Below are 18,332 nucleotides of genomic sequence, written 5' to 3' on the forward strand. Positions count from 1 at the left end.
ATAATTAAAAAAAATTTCATTGAAAAATTGATTTTTTACCTGGGATTGGTTATAATGAAATCGCCCACCTTGATTAAGAGGAGAAAAGGATAAAAATGAAAACAAAAAAACAAAAGAAAAACCGATTTAAAATCGTCCTCAACGAACCCACTGGAGAGACCTCCGGGTGTAAGGTAATTGAAGATACTGAAACGGGAATCAATTACTTATACCATTATGATGAATTTGGCGGCGGACTCACTGTTCTGATTGATGAGGAAGGTGAACCTTTAATTGCCCCTGAAAAATAAAATAGCACCAGACCCTGGAAGAGATTTTCTTTTTCAGGGTTTTTTCGTAGGCAAAAGTTTATTTGCTTGAATTAGGTGTATAAACAAGAACAGGGGTACTGTAGAGCTTCGCTGTTGATCCGTTTTACAAGTGCCGAAGAAATAAAAAAATGGAGGAAAATATGAATACTTATATTGAAGATATTTTTGCCAGAGAAATACTGGATTCCCGCGGGAACCCGACCATTGAGGTGGATGTTATGCTGGAAGACGGAACCATGGGTCGCAGCATTGTCCCTTCCGGAGCCTCCACCGGGGCTTTTGAAGCGGTGGAACTGAGAGACAAAGATTGCAGCCGCTATCAGGGCAAAGGGGTGTTAAAAGCCGTGGACAGCGTCGCATATGCCCAGGAGTTTCTGGTCGGTATGGATGCTTCTGATCAGATCGCCATTGATGGGGTGCTGATTTCTCTGGATGGCACCGAAAATAAAAGCAAGCTGGGTGCCAATGCGATTTTGGGGATTTCCATGGCAGCTGCTCATGCGGCGGCAAAATCATTGGGGATGCCCTTTTATAAATATCTGGGTGGTGTCAATGCCAAACTGCTGCCAACCCCGATGATGAATATTTTAAACGGTGGCGAACATGCCGACAACAACGTTGATATTCAGGAATTTCTGATTATGCCAGTGGGTGCCCGGGATTTCCGGGAAGCCGTGCGGATGGGTTCGGAAATCTTCCATCAGCTTAAAAAAGTGCTGGGCGAAAAAGGAATGGCCACCTCGGTCGGGGATGAAGGCGGCTTTGCCCCGAATCTGAAATCCAATGAGGAAGCGCTCCAGCTGATTGTTGAAGCGATTGAAGGGGCTGGCTATATTCCCGGCGAAGACGTTCTGTTGGCCATGGACGTGGCGGCTTCAGAAATGTATAATAAAGAAACTGGAAAGTATTTTCTAGCTGGCGAAGGGGTAGAAAAAACCGCCGCCGAAATGATCGAGTTTTATGAAATGCTGATTGGTAAATACCCGATCATTTCGATCGAGGACGGTCTCGATGAAGAAGACTGGGATGGCTGGAAAATTATGACCGAGCGACTGGGGAAAAAAGTCCAGCTGGTGGGTGACGATATCTTTGTCACCAATACCCAGCGGCTTAAACGGGGTATTGATAACGGCGTGGCCAATTCAATTCTGGTCAAGGTCAATCAGATTGGCACCCTGACGGAAACCCTGGATACCATTGAAATGGCCAAACGAGCCGGCTATACCGTGGTGGTTTCCCATCGTTCGGGTGAAACCGAAGATGTCACCATTGCCGATCTGGTGGTAGCGGTCAATGCCGGGCAGATAAAAACCGGGGCGCCATCCCGTACCGACCGGGTAGCTAAATACAATCAGCTGATGCGGATTGAAGAACAGCTGGGACTCCTGAGCGACTACGCCGGGAAAGATGCTTTTTATAATATAAAATGAAGAAAACAGAAATAAGGAAGTGAGACTATGTACTTAAAAGGATTGGGCATCGCCTGCCATCCGCCGGTTTTGATACCGGAGGTTGGCGAAGGTCGAGAAAATGAAGCGGAAAAAACGATTCGGGGACTGCGGGATCTGGCTCTGAAGGTGGCCGAAATCAAGCCGGAAGTGATTGTCTGCATTACCCCCCACGGCAATGTCTTTCGTGACGGGGTGGCAGTGGTTTATGAAAACCAGATGAAGGGTGATCTGGGTAATTTCGGTCATCCGGAGATTAGTCTGGAAAAAGACTGCGATATGGGACTTTTGGATGAACTTAATATGGGCTTCGGGAAAAACAATTGCCACACCATTTTCTTGAATCAAAAAATCGCCAAAGAATATAAAATCAGCCTGGACATCGATCACGGGGTGCTGGTGCCGCTTTATTTTATCGAAAAATACTATCGCACCTACAAAATTGTCCATATCACCATTGGCGAACTGAGTTTGATCGAACTCTACAAAATGGGAACAGTGATCCGGGAAGCCATTGAAGCCCGGGGTAAAGAAGCGATGATTCTGGCATCGGCAGATCTTTCCCATTGTCTCAAGGATGAAGGACCCTATGCTTTTAATCCGATGGGACCGCTGTTTGATGAAAATATTGTCAACGGCATCAAAGATAAGAATTACTATTCTATTTTAACAGTTCCCCACCAGGTCTACGAACCAGCCGGTCAGTGCGGATTAAAACCGATTATTATGGGATTGGGCGCCACTGACGGCCGGGATACCGAAGCCACGGTGTTTTCATATGAAGGCCCTTTTGGGGTGGGCTACATGTCAGCCTTTATCGATTTGACCGATGAAAAAATTCCCAGCCTGCTGGATCGCTACGAAGCCGATAAAATGCTTTCCTATAAAGAAAGGCGTTCAAACGAAAGTCCTTTTGTGGCGTTGGCTCGAGCAACCATCAATACCTGGGTGCAGCGGGGTCGAAAACTGAATTTTGATCATTATAAAAATCAGGCTGAAATCGAAGCCGATGTACTTGGCGAACTGGAAAACAATCAGGCCGGGGTTTTTGTCTCGTTGCATCAGCATGGCGAACTGCGCGGGTGCATTGGCACCACTGGCCCGGTGACGGAAAACATCGCCCAGGAGATCATCCGCAATGCCATTGAAGCATCAACCTATGATCCCCGCTTTATGCCGGTGGAAGAGCAGGAGCTGATCGATCTGGAAATCAAGGTCGATGTGTTAGGCGTTCCAGAACCGGTAAGTGGTGTAGCTGAGCTAGATGCCAAAAAGTATGGCGTCATTGTTGAGAAGGATCTCCACCGCGGCCTGCTGCTTCCCGATCTGGAGGGGGTCAATACCCCGGAAGAACAGATTGCCATCGCCAAAAGAAAAGCCGGCATTCCTGAAAGCGACACCGATGTGATGTTGCAGCGCTTCCAGGTGATCCGGCATCAGTAAGCATTAAACGCTTCTATATAATAATATCAAAACGATGAAGCGGATCATAAAGCAAATGATGTTCGCTGTTTATCAGTTGTCCATTTAGTTGGTTTTGAGCAGCGCTAAAAGTTTGGAAAAGGCGACTGGCAGAGCCAGGTCATCGATCTGGGACAGGGCTTTAAAGGCAGTTTGACGATCGGATTGCGATTCCTGCTGATTTGAGACCAGATAGGGGTGGGACGCTGTTTCGCAGACGATGCCGTCCAGATTAAAGCCATAGACTGACATCTCCCAGATGATATGGGAGAATACGTGGCGGCTAGTGCCAATAAAAACCGGTTTATTAAGCTCGGGGAAATTTTCTCCGAGCTTTTTTTTAATATCCTGACCGTTGCCGATCGCAGTTTCGGCAATCGGAAAGGACCACATCCCCGATAACAGGCCAGAATTTGGCCGACGCACAAAAAACAGACGGCCGTTTTGGGTGACAATGCCGACCTCCATTTTTTTGGTGAGCTGCTTCGACTTTTTCTTTTTCACCGGAACCTGCCCGGTTGTTCCGGCGGCAGTACTCTGGCAGCCACTGCGGATCGGGCAGATCAGGCATTTAGGGCTTTGGGGGGTGCAGACAATGGCGCCCAGTTCCATCAAGGCTTCATTAAAATCGCCGGCGGCTTCTGGCAGAAGGCTCTCAATCCAGTGGGTCATCCGTTTTTTAGTTTTGGCATCGCTGATATCATCAAAGCTGTTGCAGTAACGGCTGATTACCCGGAGTACATTGCCATCCACTGCGCTAACCTTCTCATTAAAAGCAATGCTGGCGATGGCGCCGCCGGTGTAGGGGCCAATGCCCGGAAGCTTGATCAGTTCGGCAAAGCTATCCGGCATCATGCCGTCATAGTCCGAGACAATCAACCGAGCCGCCTGATGGAGGTTTCGGGCTCGAGAATAATAGCCCAATCCCTCCCAGGCTTTAATGACCTCATCTGCCGAGGCCAGGGCCAGAGAAAAAATAGTCGGGAAGTTATCGATAAACCGGTTATAAAAGGGTATTAATGTATCAATCTGGGTTTGCTGCGCCATAATTTCCGAGATCCAGATAAAATAGGGGTCTTTGGTATGGCGAAAAGGCAGATCCCGCTTGGCTTTTTCAAACCATTTGAGCAGATCAGTCTGCAATATTTCAATTATCTGCTGATTTTTATTTGTATCGATCATAAGGTCTCCGTTCGTTTAAAATTCATTCATTTCAAAGCACAAGATGTAGTATAGAACAGTTTCCTAAAAACTAGCTTATCCGGGTAAAATCAACAAAAAAAAGCGTGGACAAGAATTTACCCCAACCCCCATTATGGCATTAGAATGGGCGAAAACATGGTTTGTAATTGGGATGGTGTCACCATTTGCACCCTCAAAAGCCACAAAAAACTTGACATAAAATGGGTAGGGTGGTAAACTTGCTGTAACGAATGTGTAACTTTTATTTATGCAATTAAGACAAAATGAAAGGTATTATTTATGAATAGAGAGAGAGAAACCGGTGGTTTTCTTAAGAAATATCCTGGTGTCAAGATCGGAATCATTGCTTTGATTCTGCTTCTGGTGGTAGGTGTTTCCAGTGCTTTTACCGTTGAAAAAGAGGTTGAGGTTAACTTCAAAGGCAAGGTATACACTGCAAATGGAAAATTGCTCGAATCCCTGGAGGAAGTGCTGATCGCCAATGAGCTTCCAGTCAGCGACGAATATAAATACAGTACACCTTTGACGACCTTGTTTAAGGATGTCATCGATGTAACAATTGAAAAGAAGATTTCCGGAAAGATCCTGGTTGATGGAAAAACCATTGCTTACTTATCAGGCGGCGTAACAGTTGGCGATGTTCTGGAAGAAAATGGAGTCAAACCGGATGAGGACGATAAGGTCGAACCGGGGTTGAACAGCCCATTAACTGAGAAAACCGGAGATATCAAAGTAACCCGGATTTCTTATGTGGAATCAACTGGCATAAAAGATGTGCCGATGAAGGCGACCATTGTCGAAAAAGCTGAACTGCCAGCCGGAACGAGAATTGTTGTTCAGGTCGGACAGAACGGTAAAGCCAACAAGAAAGAAAAGATCCGTTATGAAAATGGCGTTGAAGTCAGCCGCGAAGTCATCACCTGTGAAGTGATCATGCCAGCGGTGGAAGAAATCATTGAAGTGGGTCCCTCCACAACCATCGTGATGCCTGAAGCTGTGGAAGTTTCTTCGGTTACCGGGAATGTCAATGTCGAAAAAAGTGCAACGGGGGATGGCAGCGCGTCCATCAATCCGGAAAGTGGTTTCAAAGGTAGCATGGTCGTCAGTGCCACTGCTTATACCGCCACTGGCAATAATACTGCATCGGGAACCGTGCCGCAATCAGGTCGGACCATTGCAACTTGGGGCGGAATTCCTTTTGGAACGAAGGTTTATATTCCCGCACTTGGCGGAGTCTATACCGTTGAAGACCGGGGCGGAGCCGTCGGCTATGGCATTATCGATATTTATATGGATAGTGAAGCAGCATGTGAATCATGGGGAAGACAGAACATAGAAATTTACTTTGTTGACTAGAAAAAGTCAGGACGATGGGTAAAACCATCGTCTATTTTTGTTGCTGGATTTATTTATGACAAGCCCGGGACGGGGCGCGCTGGCGGCGCCATAAATCCTGATAAAGTGGCAAAAATGGTTAGATCCCAGCCGTAAAACAAAGACGACGTTTACAGAAAAAAACAGCCACCAGGGATGTATTTCGAAAAAACATTATTCCTAAAAAATACACTTGTACTTTGTATACAAAGCTTGTTATACTACTCCCATACACGAAATAGCGCTTGTTTTGCTATGGAACTCGGAGGAGAAGACATGGAAATTAAAATTGTTAAAACGGTAAACCCCAAGGATAAACCAGAAGAAGATTCGCTGATCTTCGGTGTGGAATTCACCGACTATATGTTTGAGATGGACTATACCGAAGGTGTTGGTTGGCATGATGCCGTAATTAAGCCTTATGGCCCCATAGAGATCATGCCGTCGGCAATGGTTCTCCACTATGCTCAAGAAGTTTTTGAAGGCTTAAAAGCCTATAAAACTCCCTCAGGTGAGGTTCAGCTTTTCAGACCCGACGAAAATTTCAAACGGATGAACCGCTCCAACGCCCGGATGTGTATTCCGCAAATCGATGAAGACTTTTTGCTGGATGCGCTGAAAGCATTGGTCAAGATGGATGAAGCCTGGATTCCCAAGTCTCCGGGGACATCGCTTTACATCCGACCCTTTGTTTTTGCCACCGATCCTTTTATCGGGGTGCGGGTTTCCAGACGCTACAAATTTATGATTATCATGTCTCCGGTGGGATCTTACTATAAAGGCGGGATGGTACCCAGCCGTATTTATGTGGAATCAGAATATGCCCGAACCGTTCGTGGTGGTACTGGCGAAGCCAAGTGCGGTGGCAATTATGCCGGCGGTCTGGCGGCTCAGGAAAAGGTTCATGAGATGGGCTTTGAACAGATCTTATGGTTGGACGGTGAAAAACGACAGTATATCGAAGAAGTGGGAACCAGTAATGTGTTCTTTTTGATTGACGGCGTTTTTGTGACCCCCTCTCTGGAAGGAACCATCTTAAACGGGATCACCCGAAAAAGCGTCATCGAATTATTGAAACACTGGGGAGAAACGGTAGAAGAACGCCGGATCACCATCGACGAGTTGTATGAAGCCTATCAGCAGGGGAAAATTGCAGAAGTTTTTGCAACTGGCACAGCCGCGGTTATTTCGCCCATTGGCACCCTCGGATGGAAAGATGCGGAAATGACATTTAACGACGGGAAAATAGGAAAATACTCCCAAAAAATATACGATACTCTGTACGATGTTCAGACCGGTAACCGGGAAGATCCGCTGAACTGGATCGTGAAATTATAAAAAAATAAAAAATTCAAAAAAGTTTAACAAACCACTTGACAATATGTGTTTTCACTGGTAATATTAGTCTTGCATTTTGAATTACGAGAGGTACCGAAGTGGTCATAACGGGGCGGTCTTGAAAACCGTTAGGGTGCAAGCCCACGTGGGTTCGAATCCCACCCTCTCGGCCATCAAATGCCAGAGAATTGAATAAACAATTATGCATTATTACCTTTGGAGAAGTACTCAAGTGGCTATAAGAGGTGCCCCTGCTAAGGGTATAGGCCGTTAACGCGGTGCGTGGGTTCAAATCCCACCTTCTCCGCCATTTAAATTTAATAAGAAAACTGATAAGAACGCCATCTAACGGCGTTTTTTTTATGCCCTGAAATGGGTTTGACCCCTAAATTGACCCCTTAGAGGTTTTTTTGACCCCTAAAGGCTCTGGATCAGGGCTTCCATTCTATCAGAACTTTCTTTTCTCATAGCATCGGTAACGTGGGCGTAAGTGTCCATTGTGAAGGATGCAGAGTGATGGCCCAGGTTCTCCTGGACGGTTTTAATATCATCCCCGGCCTGCAATGACAGGACAGCGAAAGCATGGCGCAGATCATGGAACCGTAATTCAGGGTAGCCGATCCCAGTCACAACTTTTTTATAATGCTTCAATAATGTGGGATGTTTAATATACTCCCCGATCTCGTTGGTGAAGATAAAGTTTTCATCATTCTCCCACGCTGAACCAGCCCTCAGTCGATTTTCCGCCTGTTTTATCTTCTCAGCCTTCAAAGTATCCATAACCAATTTTGCCGGTCTAATAAGCCGTGTCTTGCCGTTTTTTAGGGTAGCCCATTGATAAGAACCAATTAACCTCTGGTACTGACGGTATACATTAATAGTACCGGTTTCAAAGTTGATACAGTCCCAGGTTAACCCGATAATTTCAGATTGCCGTAATCCGGTGAAGATATCCACAATGAATATATTTTCAAACTGATGGCCCTTTATGGCTTTTAAAAATGTCGGGACAATGGTTTTATCCATGGGGGTTATTTGGGCCTTAACCAGCCTTGGTAATTTGCAGAAATCAGCCGGGTTCGTTTTGATATACCCCAACCTTGTGGCCTGTTCCAAACATTTATGCAGCACCCCATGAATGTTTTTGATGGTCTTGGCTGAATAATCGTCATTCAATCCATTATAAAATTTCTGGATATGATGCGGAGCCAGAACCGATATTTTGATTTTACCCAGCGTAGGGGTAATGTGGTTATCAATATGGGACTGGTACGACCTCAATGTGAGGGGTTTCAGGTTAAGGGTATACTCTTTAATCCAGATCTTTAACCAGTCTTCAGTCGTCAATTTGGACGGTTCTTTGTACTCCCCGTTATCAATAGCAGCGGTGATGGTGTTCATTTTCTTCCTGACTTCCTGTTGTGTGGAGCCGTAGACCGATTTTCTGATTGCCTTGCCGGTGGCCGGATCGGTGCCGACGGTGGCCCGGGCTTCCCAGCGACCATCTGGACGTTGGCGAATTGTGCCGGATCCGTGGGCGTTACGTGTTTCTTTTTTACGTGCCATGTTAATATTTCCTTTCTTAAAATTAATTCTAAAGTGCACACTATGCACTTTTCAGATGTACATGATCTGCACATCCGGTTTAAAAGGTGTTCCCAAATTGGTAAGACCTTATTTAAGGGTATCCATGACTTGCGGATACCTCTCCGCAAAATTGCGGTCATCTTAAATTAGGGTATACTGTGTTTTACCACCCACCGGCAATATCCCACAGGTACAAACATAAGCACCACCCAATAAAAACGGCTGTATGAGGCTGTCAGAGGGTTATTTTGTGGCAATGCGGTTGTAGGTATATCATAGCGGAAAATTCCGCCCTGATACCATCCGGTTTGGATGATATCAAATAGCGGTATGCGATTTGCAAGGGTATAGTCAAGTTACCTATGCCCTCCATGAACCCTTGGATTTTAAGGGCACCTATCAAAACCCAGATTTGGAGGCTGCCCAATTTTGAGCACACCCCTATTTTAGTACAGCCGAATTTTCGGCTCTAATACATTGGCCGAATTTTGGGCCGATCTCGCAGCCGAATTTTCGACCACCAATACCGAAGGCCCCGAACCGGGTCTTTTTTTTATTTCTTATACTCTGGTACCTTTGTCAGCAGCTCTACACTCTCCACGGCTTTATCCTGGCCGGGTTCATTTAATTTATTGAAGTGGTGGAGAAGATCCGCTTCTCTGGACGGCTTTTCAAATGATGGCCTGTTATATTGAGTTTCAAGTTCCTTGCCTGTTTTCTCTTTGTACATAACTTCTATTACGTCCCAGTACTCCGTGAGCATTGGGAGCTCGCCTGTTTCATACATCGTATAACGATCAATATTCATGTCGAGTTTTTCGGCAAGTTCTTCGGCAGTTAATCCCATTTCTTCACGGTATTTCGCTAAATTATTATCTTTGAATGGATAATCAACTCTTGTTAATTCACTTAATTCTAAACCCAAAGCTTCTGCAATGTTTTGAAGTGTTTTTAAATTTATTCCGTCACTGTCGCGCTTAATCATTGCATGTAAAGTTCCGTAGGGCACTCCAGTTAGTTCCGCCAATTCCGAAACTCTCATGCCTTTATTATCTAAAATTTTCTTAATATTCTTTCCAACTCCCATTGTTTCACCTCCATTAAATTGATTATATCATGCTTCAATAAATTCTACAATTGCAAAATAAAATATTGACATTTTTGCAATTGTAGAATAAAATATAGAAAAGTTCTACAATTGCAAAACGTTAGGAGGCGTATACGTGAAGTTAAATAAAAATAAAGTTCTGATCTTATTGGCTGAAAAAGATTTGAATCAGGGCGATCTTGCTTTGATTGCTAGTATGTCACGATCAACAGTAAATGCTTTAGTTAATGGTAAGAGCGGATCAATGAAATCAATCGTCAGAATTGCAAAAGGCTTGAACGTAAATGTTATGGATATTATCGAAGAATAGCAGGGGCCATGGCAATGATTCCGGCAGAACCGGACTTATCGGAAAAGTGTATTGAAAATTTAAATCAAAAGGATGGTGATAACATGAGTGAAAAATTGACATATTCAGTTAAAGAAGCAGCGGATTTAATAGGGATCAGTAAGCCTAAGATGTATGAGCTTTGCCATAGAACGGACTTCCCAGCCATTTTCATAGGCAGGGCTATAAGAATCCCGAAGGCCGAATTTAGAGAATTTATATCACGGGAAGCAACGAGGGGGGAGCATGGCAGAAACGAAAGTTAAAAAATATTACTGGCTAAAGCTGAAGGAAAACTTTTTCAGTGACCGGGTAATAAGAAAGATGCTCAAGCTAGATAACGGCTTAGGCTGTATGTTTGTTTATCTAAGAATGCTGTTGTTGGCAATGGATAGCATAGGCTATCTGGTATACGAAGCCACAGAAGAAAGTATGTTTGAACAGCTGGCCCTTGAACTGGACGAAGATCCGGAACTAATCAAGGAAACCATTGATTTCTGCATTAAAAATGGGCTATTAACAATTGACGGTGATTTGTATTTCTTGACCAGGACACCAGAGCTCATTGGTAGCGAAAGTGAAAGCGCCGAAAGAGTCCGTAAACACAGAAAAATTAAGCAAGCGTTACAATGTAACACCACAGTAACGGACGGTAACGACGATGTGCCAATGAGTGACGACAGTGTAACGGGCGAGTTACTTCCTGAAACAAATGGTAACACAGAGAAAGAGAAAGACTTAAATTCAGACTTAAATAAAGATTCAGATACAGATTTAAATAAAGAGCGAGAGCGAGACTTAGACTTAGATTCAGACTTAAATATAAATCTACAGGCACAGCAACTCGAAAAAAAACGGCTGGCCAAAATCGCAGAAGTCAATAAGCACACTAAGCCTGAAAAAGGATTAGTCCCCTTAGTCCCTGAGTCAGCTCCGTCTCCTCCGCCCCCTCCATCTGAAAAAAATGATATTTCATTAAGCGATGGAGATATTAATCATTTTGTTCAGTTATGGAATAACTTAGGAGTCACACCACCCATAAAGGGATTAACCAAAAAGCAAATACAGAAGCTGGATGAGAATGTAAAACAATTTGGCGATGGTCAGGATCATGTTGATACAATTAACGATTTATTTGATAGCATCACTGACAGTAATTACTTGATGGGTGAAGCAGACACTAAATTTGATTTAATCCTCAATTGGGTGCTGATGGCTGAAAAATGGGAAAAGATTATTAGCGGTGAATATTGCAGTTGGGATGAACCAGAAAGCGAGGATTAAACATGAGAACTCAATACACAGAACTGAAACTTATTGAAGAAGGAATTCATATGGCAGAAAATGCACTGATGAGTATTGAAAACCCAAGTGATGCGGTTTTATCGGCTCTTGATTTCCTGGATGATGTTTTATGTGGCCTTAGCAGTGAAAAGCTGCTAGGGGGGCAAATAGTGGTAAAAAATGATGGTTCATGGCCTGTTATAACTATGCAGGCCTTTGTGGAAGGGAGGGCAAATACATGTTCAAAGTTACGGTAATGTATTTTAACGAAAACAGTCGTGTCATACCTATGGATTTAAATGTTATGGCTGGGTCAAAAGATGAAGCAGTAAAAATGACTATGAAAATCTACAAAAATAAAAAAGCACCAGAAGGATTAAAGCTTGCCGGTGTAATCGCCTGGTAAAGAAAAAAGCCGTTCCTATGCGCAACACCGGAACGGCTTCAGTAAAACTATAAAAGTATTATAACACTCAATAAATAAAATTTAAAGGAGAAATTGAAAATAATGAATAATGATAGATTGGCAGTTTTATGGAATAATATCCTGTCTGGACCTCTTCAGGAAACAGATGAGCATCAGGCGGCCCGTGTTAATTATAGCAATATGTTAGGTAAGATCAGGGAAATTGATCAAGAATTAATGTTTTGCTTAGAAGAAGCATCAAGCGAGTTTATAAATTTTGAAATGTATCAGGCTTTTGCTTTAGGGTTTCAGGAGGCCGTAGGGCTCTTAATGGGGTGTTCAAAATGAGTAATATATTAAATTTACCAGGAATGGATGATTTTGCAATTGAGATCCCAAGATCAGCAGAATTCATGGTCATAGCCCATGAGGTTGGAGATTTCATTCAGTCATTATCATTGGATCAGAAGAAGAACGACGAACTGATACGGCTGATAGTAAAACAGGTGAATGAAGCAGAGAAGACCTCCTTCAGAGAAGGTATAAAAATGGCTTCAGAATTAAATAAAGTTATGGAGGATTAAAAATAATGGAAAGTATTTACAGTGTAAGCTTCAGAAGAAAAAATGGGTCAGGGTTTCCCCTGGCCTTTGAGGTAGCGACGACATCCGGACAAAAGGCTTTTATGATGGCCTATGAAGAGCTTTTAATGCTTAACCTGAATGACAGATACCAGTTTAATTCCATTGTGGAGGTTTGCAAGCGTGACGAAGATTAAGATCAGCTACACCGACGAAGCCGAATTAACGACTATTATGACGCTCTTAGATCCAATTTTGGAGGGGTTCAGAACACAGAAAAGCAATCGAAAAGATCCCTATAAGTGCGTGTATATGACACCAAAAAAGAAGCGAAAGCCTGTTAAACAGGGCGTTTGAGTTGACATACCCCCCTATCTATGATATACTTATTGCGATAAAATAAATATTGCAGAGTACCCCAGGATTAACTACTATTTCTCCGGTTATCATGGAAGCTTTTCACAAGGCACGGGAAACGATATTACCATTTATTTGGTTTAATGTTGTTCCCGTGCTTTTTATTTTATCAAAAATAGTCCACCCCGGACGTTAAAAGGAGGTTCGTAAATGGAAAACGTAGTAGATAACGTGATTGATTCAACCCTTACCGGTGGTGATCCGGGAACCGTCGAAACAGCAGACGGTAAAACTTTTTCTCAGGAAGAAGTGAACAGCATTATTAGAGATCGATTAGCAAAAGAGAAGGACAAGACCCAAAAACAGTTTGAAGCGCTACAGCAAGAACTGGCTCAGAAAGAGCTGAACTTCAAAGCCAAAGAACTGGTTACCGGTAAAGGCTTGTCACTTGATATACTGGAAGTCTTGAAGTTCGATGACGAAGCATCGCTTCAAAATAGCATCCAGATTTTAGAGAATATATTTAAGGCAGTAGATCCAGCAGCAGCAGCGCCGGGTTACGGGCTTACTATTAATAGCTCCGGCAACCATGGGGGCATACAACAACCCACAGTGGATAGTTCGATTAAGAAAGCCATGGGGTTAAAATCATAATATGAAAGAAGGCTAAAATATGGCTATAAATTTAGTAACAAAGTTTTTACCTTACGTTGATGAACTTTTCTCAACAGAGAGTAAAAAGCAGATGTTGACCAATCAGGATTTCGACTGGACCGGAGCGCACACCATAAAGGTGTATAAGGTCACCACATCCGGTATGAACGACTATGACCGTGCTGGAGCAGGTGCAGGTTCCCGTTATGGTACTGTGGGCAATCTGGGAGCAACCACCGAAGAATTTACAATAACAAAGGATCGATCATTCACCTTTGCCATTGATAAGTTGGATGTCGATGAAACCGCCCAACAATTACAGGCAGCTTCAGCACTGGCCAGACAGGGCCGTGAGGTTGTGATACCCGAGGTTGACGCTTATGTCTATGGTAAGATGTGCACCGGGGCAGGGACTACACCTGCAGCGTTAGAACTAACATCAACAAATATATATGATGAAATCATTAAGGCCAATAAAGTGCTTGATGATGCGGAAGTGCACGAAACAGGGCGTATCCTGGTTGTCACACCGGCTACCTATATTTTAATGAAAAAGTGTGCAGATATCATCATGGAAACCGATGTAGGCAATGATCTACGGCTCAAAGGTGTGATCGGTATGATAGATGGTGTAAATGTAATGAAAGTGCCGGCTGTTCGTTTACCAGCTAAGTTTGGGTTTATGTTAGCCCATCCATGCGCAACCGTTGCCCCAACAAAGTTGGAAGATTACAAAGTCCATGAAGATCCTCCAGGGATTAGTGGTTCGCTGGTAGAAGGCCGGATCTGCTATGATGCCTTTGTTTTGGACAACAAAGCAGATGCATTATATTATCAGGCAATAGTATAAAATTAAGCCCTGTAAGCCTTGTGTGGGCTTACGGGGCCGTTTTATTGAAGGGTGTGAATATCATGACTAAATTAGAAAAAATGATCAGAGTTGCAAAGGCTCTAGGCAATGAAAACAAGATGGTTTATATAGAGGACGGTGTGGAAAAATCAATGAATTTCGTAGACTTTGTGTGCAATATGGCCGAATTATCAGACGATGAGTTTATAAACACGATGGGTGCGGTATTTTCAGTAGAATCCAGAGCATTAAGAAACGGGGGGTGAACATATGGCCACAGCACGCCGAATCTCTTTAAAAACACCCGCAGATGTGCGCCGGGCGCTAAATCGAGTGGCAAACATGGTGCTTAATGGTGAGATTGACACAAAGCGTGCCAACACCATTATTTTCGCCTGCAATTCGATTCTAGGAGCGATCCGTACGGATGAACAGCAAAAGAAAATTGATGAACTGGAGGAGTTATTGAATGAACAGGTTGGATAGATTGCTTAAAAAAGCGAAGAAAGTTATTACGAGTGCGCTTTACTGGTTTGGTGAAGATGCTTCCTTTATCGAGGCATTAGGTTTAAATCCAGATCATTACATTGTACCCTATCCGAACGGGGATCATGGTTACGATGAGATGAAGGCGCTTCATAGTATAGTCAAAGATGTTTGGGCGGATCATGTAGAAGATCCCGTTTATTAGGGCAATATTAATTTTTATCATGAGGGGGTATAAATGGCAAAGTCAAACATTGCAATCGGGGTGGATCCGGGGAACGTCTGGAAGCACTCGATTTTATCCCGGTACCAGTACCAGCTGGAAAAACAGGAAAAGGCAGAAGAAAAATATAAACGGGCATTTGAACGGGCAACCACGACCACCCGATACATTCAGGGCGACAGAATAACCGGCGGGGATAAAAAAGACCTATATGACCGGATCAATGAGCTGCAGCCTCTTAGGGACAAAGTCAGTGTAGCTGTACTGGAAACGACTAAAACATGGATGAAATTAAATGAATATATCGATAGTGTGGAATCAATCAAATTGAAGCTCTTATTGAGACTTCTTTATTCAAGTGGCATGGATTATAAAGAAGCCAGTAATAAAATGCGGTTGGGGCGTGATGAAAAAATAGCCGTCTTGCATAATCGGGCATTAGGGCTTGTGGAGATTGACCCCATTTGACCCCTAAGCTGACCCCCTAGAGAATTTTAAAAGGTATTGCCAAAGCATACAGGATTGTACAAATATGGCTATATGATGGGATTTGAAGTTATTTGATTATTCACGGTTTTATGCATTTTTACGGCATCGTAATAATTCAAATCCCACCTTCTCCGCCACCATGAACTACGCATCAACATTGATGTTAGATAGAACCTGTTACGTTATGTAGCAGGTTTTTTTGTCGAATTTAAAAGTCCAAAAAATAATTATGTTTCCGCATAGTATGGGGTTTAATTTGGAGAGTCGCATAATATACACTATAAGTCATTATACAATGATTACAACAACATTATTTCAGTGTTAAGAAGGTTACAGGAGGCAAACGTATAGATAATATATTTTCAACAAGAGAAATTGCAATGTCTACATGGTTGATTTTAGTAATTACAGTAGTTTTTATTAATAAAAAAACAAGAAATTCGGCTTTTGATGTTATCAAAGCTGCATGTAAAAAACAGTTGATCACACCGTTTTTGATAATGATTGTTTATGCATTCCTTTTGACATCTTTATTTTCAATGACAAAATTTTGGGAATGGAAATACTTGAAAGATATTTTTATTTGGGTATTATTTGTAGGAGTTCCGGTTTGTTTTGGTGCTGTAAATAAAGGTTTAAAGAAGAATTATTTTAAAAGTATGGTTATTGATAATTTGAAATTTATTGTCTTGATTGAGTTTCTTTTTTCTACATTTACATTCAATATTTATGTGGAATTAATCATGATACCTTGTATCACTTTTGTATATTTACTTGAGGTCGTTGCGAATACTGATGAAAAGCTTAGAATAGCTGGAAAAATATTTTCGGGATTTTTAGCTATTATTGGTTTTACAGTGTTAGGATTTACTTTAAATATCGCCATTAATGATTATAAATCGTTAGGAGTGATTGAAACATTAGTGGTTTTTTTTATCCCGTTTGTATTATCAATATTATATGTGCCTGTTGCATATTTCTTTGCCCTCAGTGCCAAATATGAAATAATTTTTATAAGGGTGATGTTGAATAAAAAGTGGACAAATGAGCAAATAAGAAAGAGAAAATGTGAAGTATATAAAGCATGCAGTTGGTCTTATAAAAAGTTATTGCTATTTGAAAAGGAATATGTCAATCGAATATATGCTGGGATTAGTGACAATGAGTATTGTGCTTTGATTCAGAATTTCAAGAAACAAGCAAAACTGAATGTGTAAAGAGTGGTTATATTAGATTTGGAGGATGTTTCAATGCGACCAATAATATTTCTAAATACAACATGGATGGAACGCTATGAAGGGTTAATCGGCGATGATGTCATAGTTCATGGTGGTGGATCATATGTAGATGAATATGGTTATGGTCATGAAATATTTAACTTTAAAAAAATACGAGGAAAAGTTTTTGGCTTCGCTCAACAGAAAGGTCAAAATAAGTTGGAACGTTTAGGCGCCGATCCTTCAGATGATTTTTTAGATGATGTTCTGGTTATTTTTACTGCAAAGCATAAGGATGGCGGAACATATATTGTAGGTTGGTACAAAAATGCTAGATTCTACAGGAGTTTTCAAGAAAAAACCATGGCTGAGAGAATATTTAAAAATGAGTATATCGGCTACTGCACAGAAACAATAGCTGAAAATGCAACATTGTTAAGTACCGATGAAAGATTTCTGTTTCCGGTAATCCCAAGAGGTGTTAAGGGAGGAATGGGACAATCGAATTTTTGGTATGCTGATTCTGAATTGGGAATAAAGTTTAAAATTAGAATATTACAAAAAATTGAGAAGTATGAAAAAATAAAAGTTAATATTTCAAAAAAACGAGCAGTTGCTCGAGCAAACAATATTGAAACAAAGAAAAAAGTTGAAAAAATTGCAGTTGGGATTGTTACTAACGAATTCATTGAGCGCGATTTTGAAGTGAGATCCGTTGAAAGTGAAAACTTAGGTTGGGATTTAGAAGCTATTCATAAAAAAACGGAATTAAAAATTGAAGTAAAAGGACTATCAGGGAATAGTCTTTCTGTTGAAGTTTCTTCTAATGAATATGAAAAAATGTACAGATATAAGGACTCCTACAGATTATGTGTTGTTATAAATTGTCTTACAAACCCTATATTATATACTTTCGCCTACTCAAATGAAAAGAAATGTTGGTTGAATGAAGAGGGAAATGAATTAATTATTGAAGAAATCATATCTGCTAGATGTAAGATCTAGAAGAGAAAACAAGTAAAATGTTCAGCAAAGAAGAGGGACTTGATTGAAAATAATGAGCAAAATGGGTACTAAAACCATGATCAGGCCAAAGAAGCTACCAGAAATATAGGTGCCGTAAGTGAATTTTGACCCCAAGCCATAGCCCAGGGAATGAGCAATCCGGCCATGTTTGATCGGATCGAAGAACTGGAATTGGAACGGGATCATTTGGAAAACAAACTCGATGAAGCTTCTAAGGTTGAAAATACAGCAGAAATTTCGGAAGACGAAGTCAGAAGTATCCTGGAAAAAACCAAAGAACTGGTACGCACCAAAAATATCCCCGAAGTTCAGCGATTTATTCATAGTATATCCACAAAGTAGTGGTACATAAAGCGTCAGTCAAAGTCACGTTTAACGTGGCTTTTTCTTTTTGTGGAAAAAGTTCGGCAACGTATCGATTCACCAAAGAACTGGGAAAAGAAGAACTTAAGGATCGACGAGTTAATGTCAAATAGACTACACATATTTCACCCTAAAGATTCATGCGATAATACCTTCATCAGATTAATAAATGGAGGTATTTTTTAATGTCCAAAGATGAACTGCATGCATTTCGTCGCCAGCAGATTGAAGATTATCG

Annotated in this window: 26 protein-coding genes and 2 tRNA genes; 25 read left to right on the forward strand and 3 right to left on the reverse strand. The window is 41.9% G+C overall.

All coding sequences use genetic code 11. The features are described 5' to 3' along the window. Positions 1-95: 95 nt before the first annotated feature. The 3 genes from Q7J41_RS09635 to amrA all read left to right on the forward strand — a co-directional run bounded on the left by Q7J41_RS09635 (position 96) and on the right by amrA (position 3,202). Positions 96-290, forward strand: coding sequence for a DUF6440 family protein (locus Q7J41_RS09635; RefSeq protein WP_304887510.1), 195 nt, complete (start codon positions 96-98; stop codon positions 288-290). A gap of 161 nt (positions 291-451) precedes the next feature. After that, the gene (gene eno, locus Q7J41_RS09640) at positions 452-1,741 is read left to right on the forward strand and encodes a phosphopyruvate hydratase (protein WP_304887512.1); all 1,290 of its coding nucleotides are present in this window, start codon (positions 452-454) and stop codon (positions 1,739-1,741) included. Positions 1,742-1,768: 27 nt separating this feature from the next. Next, on the forward strand, positions 1,769-3,202 hold the full coding sequence (gene amrA / locus Q7J41_RS09645; protein ID WP_304887513.1) for an AmmeMemoRadiSam system protein A: 1,434 nt from the start codon (positions 1,769-1,771) through the stop codon (positions 3,200-3,202). An 84-nt stretch (positions 3,203-3,286) separates the two neighbouring features. On the opposite strand, the gene mutY is transcribed toward amrA, so the two are convergent. After that, positions 3,287-4,402, reverse strand: a complete 1,116-nt coding sequence (mutY, locus tag Q7J41_RS09650) for an A/G-specific adenine glycosylase (RefSeq protein WP_304887515.1) — start codon at positions 4,400-4,402, stop codon at positions 3,287-3,289. 300 nt (positions 4,403-4,702) lie between these two features. On the opposite strand from mutY, the gene Q7J41_RS09655 reads away from it, so the two are divergent. The 4 genes from Q7J41_RS09655 (at position 4,703) to Q7J41_RS09670 (ending at position 7,445) form a co-directional block, all read left to right on the forward strand. After that, positions 4,703-5,779, forward strand: coding sequence for a 3D domain-containing protein (locus Q7J41_RS09655; RefSeq protein WP_304887517.1), 1,077 nt, complete (start codon positions 4,703-4,705; stop codon positions 5,777-5,779). Between the two features lie 294 nt (positions 5,780-6,073). Continuing rightward, positions 6,074-7,135, forward strand: coding sequence for a branched-chain amino acid aminotransferase (locus Q7J41_RS09660; RefSeq protein WP_304887518.1), 1,062 nt, complete (start codon positions 6,074-6,076; stop codon positions 7,133-7,135). Positions 7,136-7,219: 84 nt separating this feature from the next. Then, positions 7,220-7,308 (forward strand) — tRNA-Ser (locus Q7J41_RS09665). Between the two features lie 45 nt (positions 7,309-7,353). After that, positions 7,354-7,445 (forward strand) — tRNA-Ser (locus tag Q7J41_RS09670). Positions 7,446-7,552: 107 nt separating this feature from the next. Here the strand turns inward: Q7J41_RS09670 and Q7J41_RS09675 are convergent. Both Q7J41_RS09675 and Q7J41_RS09680 read right to left on the reverse strand, forming a co-directional pair. Further along, complete coding sequence (locus tag Q7J41_RS09675; RefSeq protein ID WP_304887519.1) at positions 7,553-8,701, reverse strand: site-specific integrase; 1,149 nt, start codon at positions 8,699-8,701, stop codon at positions 7,553-7,555. A 574-nt stretch (positions 8,702-9,275) separates the two neighbouring features. Continuing rightward, positions 9,276-9,809, reverse strand: a complete 534-nt coding sequence (locus Q7J41_RS09680; protein WP_304887520.1) for a helix-turn-helix transcriptional regulator — start codon at positions 9,807-9,809, stop codon at positions 9,276-9,278. Positions 9,810-9,945: 136 nt separating this feature from the next. Here Q7J41_RS09680 and Q7J41_RS09685 point away from each other — a divergent pair, with 136 nt between their 5' ends. The 18 genes from Q7J41_RS09685 to Q7J41_RS09770 all read left to right on the forward strand — a co-directional run bounded on the left by Q7J41_RS09685 (position 9,946) and on the right by Q7J41_RS09770 (position 18,073). Further along, a complete protein-coding gene (locus tag Q7J41_RS09685) occupies positions 9,946-10,140 on the forward strand; it encodes a helix-turn-helix transcriptional regulator (protein ID WP_304887522.1) in 195 nt (64 codons plus the stop codon). Between the two features lie 8 nt (positions 10,141-10,148). Further along, positions 10,149-10,424, forward strand: coding sequence for a helix-turn-helix domain-containing protein (locus tag Q7J41_RS09690; RefSeq protein ID WP_304887524.1), 276 nt, complete (start codon positions 10,149-10,151; stop codon positions 10,422-10,424). Next, positions 10,405-11,442: a phage replisome organizer N-terminal domain-containing protein gene (locus tag Q7J41_RS09695; protein ID WP_304887526.1), complete on the forward strand. Its 1,038-nt coding sequence runs from the start codon at positions 10,405-10,407 to the stop codon at positions 11,440-11,442. Before Q7J41_RS09690 ends, Q7J41_RS09695 begins: the two co-directional genes overlap by 20 nt. A gap of 2 nt (positions 11,443-11,444) precedes the next feature. Further along, complete coding sequence (locus tag Q7J41_RS09700) at positions 11,445-11,699, forward strand: hypothetical protein (protein ID WP_304887529.1); 255 nt, start codon at positions 11,445-11,447, stop codon at positions 11,697-11,699. Then, on the forward strand, positions 11,681-11,848 hold the full coding sequence (locus Q7J41_RS09705) for a hypothetical protein (RefSeq protein WP_304887530.1): 168 nt from the start codon (positions 11,681-11,683) through the stop codon (positions 11,846-11,848). The genes Q7J41_RS09700 and Q7J41_RS09705 overlap by 19 nt, the downstream gene beginning before the upstream one ends. Before the next feature lie 102 nt (positions 11,849-11,950). Further along, on the forward strand, positions 11,951-12,196 hold the full coding sequence (locus Q7J41_RS09710; protein ID WP_304887532.1) for a hypothetical protein: 246 nt from the start codon (positions 11,951-11,953) through the stop codon (positions 12,194-12,196). Beyond that, positions 12,193-12,432 carry a hypothetical protein gene (locus Q7J41_RS09715; RefSeq protein WP_304887533.1) on the forward strand — a complete coding sequence of 80 codons (240 nt, stop codon included), beginning with the start codon at positions 12,193-12,195 and terminating at the stop codon, positions 12,430-12,432. Before Q7J41_RS09710 ends, Q7J41_RS09715 begins: the two co-directional genes overlap by 4 nt. Before the next feature lie 5 nt (positions 12,433-12,437). Further along, a complete protein-coding gene (locus tag Q7J41_RS09720) occupies positions 12,438-12,626 on the forward strand; it encodes a hypothetical protein (RefSeq protein WP_304887534.1) in 189 nt (62 codons plus the stop codon). Beyond that, on the forward strand, positions 12,613-12,786 hold the full coding sequence (locus Q7J41_RS09725; RefSeq protein ID WP_304887536.1) for a hypothetical protein: 174 nt from the start codon (positions 12,613-12,615) through the stop codon (positions 12,784-12,786). Before Q7J41_RS09720 ends, Q7J41_RS09725 begins: the two co-directional genes overlap by 14 nt. Positions 12,787-12,996: 210 nt before the next feature. Further along, positions 12,997-13,440: a DUF4355 domain-containing protein gene (locus Q7J41_RS09730; protein ID WP_304887539.1), complete on the forward strand. Its 444-nt coding sequence runs from the start codon at positions 12,997-12,999 to the stop codon at positions 13,438-13,440. 91 nt (positions 13,441-13,531) lie between these two features. Further along, positions 13,532-14,290 (forward strand): hypothetical protein, encoded by a 759-nt coding sequence (locus Q7J41_RS09735; RefSeq protein WP_304887541.1) that lies wholly within the window; start codon positions 13,532-13,534, stop codon positions 14,288-14,290. Positions 14,291-14,352: 62 nt separating this feature from the next. Further along, complete coding sequence (locus Q7J41_RS09740) at positions 14,353-14,556, forward strand: hypothetical protein (RefSeq protein WP_304887543.1); 204 nt, start codon at positions 14,353-14,355, stop codon at positions 14,554-14,556. A 4-nt stretch (positions 14,557-14,560) separates the two neighbouring features. Continuing rightward, the gene (locus tag Q7J41_RS09745; RefSeq protein WP_304887544.1) at positions 14,561-14,776 is read left to right on the forward strand and encodes a hypothetical protein; all 216 of its coding nucleotides are present in this window, start codon (positions 14,561-14,563) and stop codon (positions 14,774-14,776) included. Continuing rightward, on the forward strand, positions 14,760-14,981 hold the full coding sequence (locus Q7J41_RS09750; protein WP_304887545.1) for a hypothetical protein: 222 nt from the start codon (positions 14,760-14,762) through the stop codon (positions 14,979-14,981). The genes Q7J41_RS09745 and Q7J41_RS09750 overlap by 17 nt, the downstream gene beginning before the upstream one ends. Before the next feature lie 33 nt (positions 14,982-15,014). Beyond that, on the forward strand, positions 15,015-15,467 hold the full coding sequence (locus Q7J41_RS09755; RefSeq protein WP_304887547.1) for a hypothetical protein: 453 nt from the start codon (positions 15,015-15,017) through the stop codon (positions 15,465-15,467). Between the two features lie 401 nt (positions 15,468-15,868). After that, positions 15,869-16,705, forward strand: coding sequence for a hypothetical protein (locus Q7J41_RS09760; RefSeq protein ID WP_304887549.1), 837 nt, complete (start codon positions 15,869-15,871; stop codon positions 16,703-16,705). 33 nt (positions 16,706-16,738) lie between these two features. Next, positions 16,739-17,710, forward strand: coding sequence for a DUF3883 domain-containing protein (locus Q7J41_RS09765; protein ID WP_304887551.1), 972 nt, complete (start codon positions 16,739-16,741; stop codon positions 17,708-17,710). A gap of 165 nt (positions 17,711-17,875) precedes the next feature. Beyond that, positions 17,876-18,073 (forward strand): hypothetical protein, encoded by a 198-nt coding sequence (locus tag Q7J41_RS09770; RefSeq protein WP_304887553.1) that lies wholly within the window; start codon positions 17,876-17,878, stop codon positions 18,071-18,073. Positions 18,074-18,332: the final 259 nt, after the last annotated feature.

Source organism: Acetobacterium sp. (assembly GCF_030652775.1).
GTDB lineage: Bacteria > Bacillota > Clostridia > Eubacteriales > Eubacteriaceae > Acetobacterium.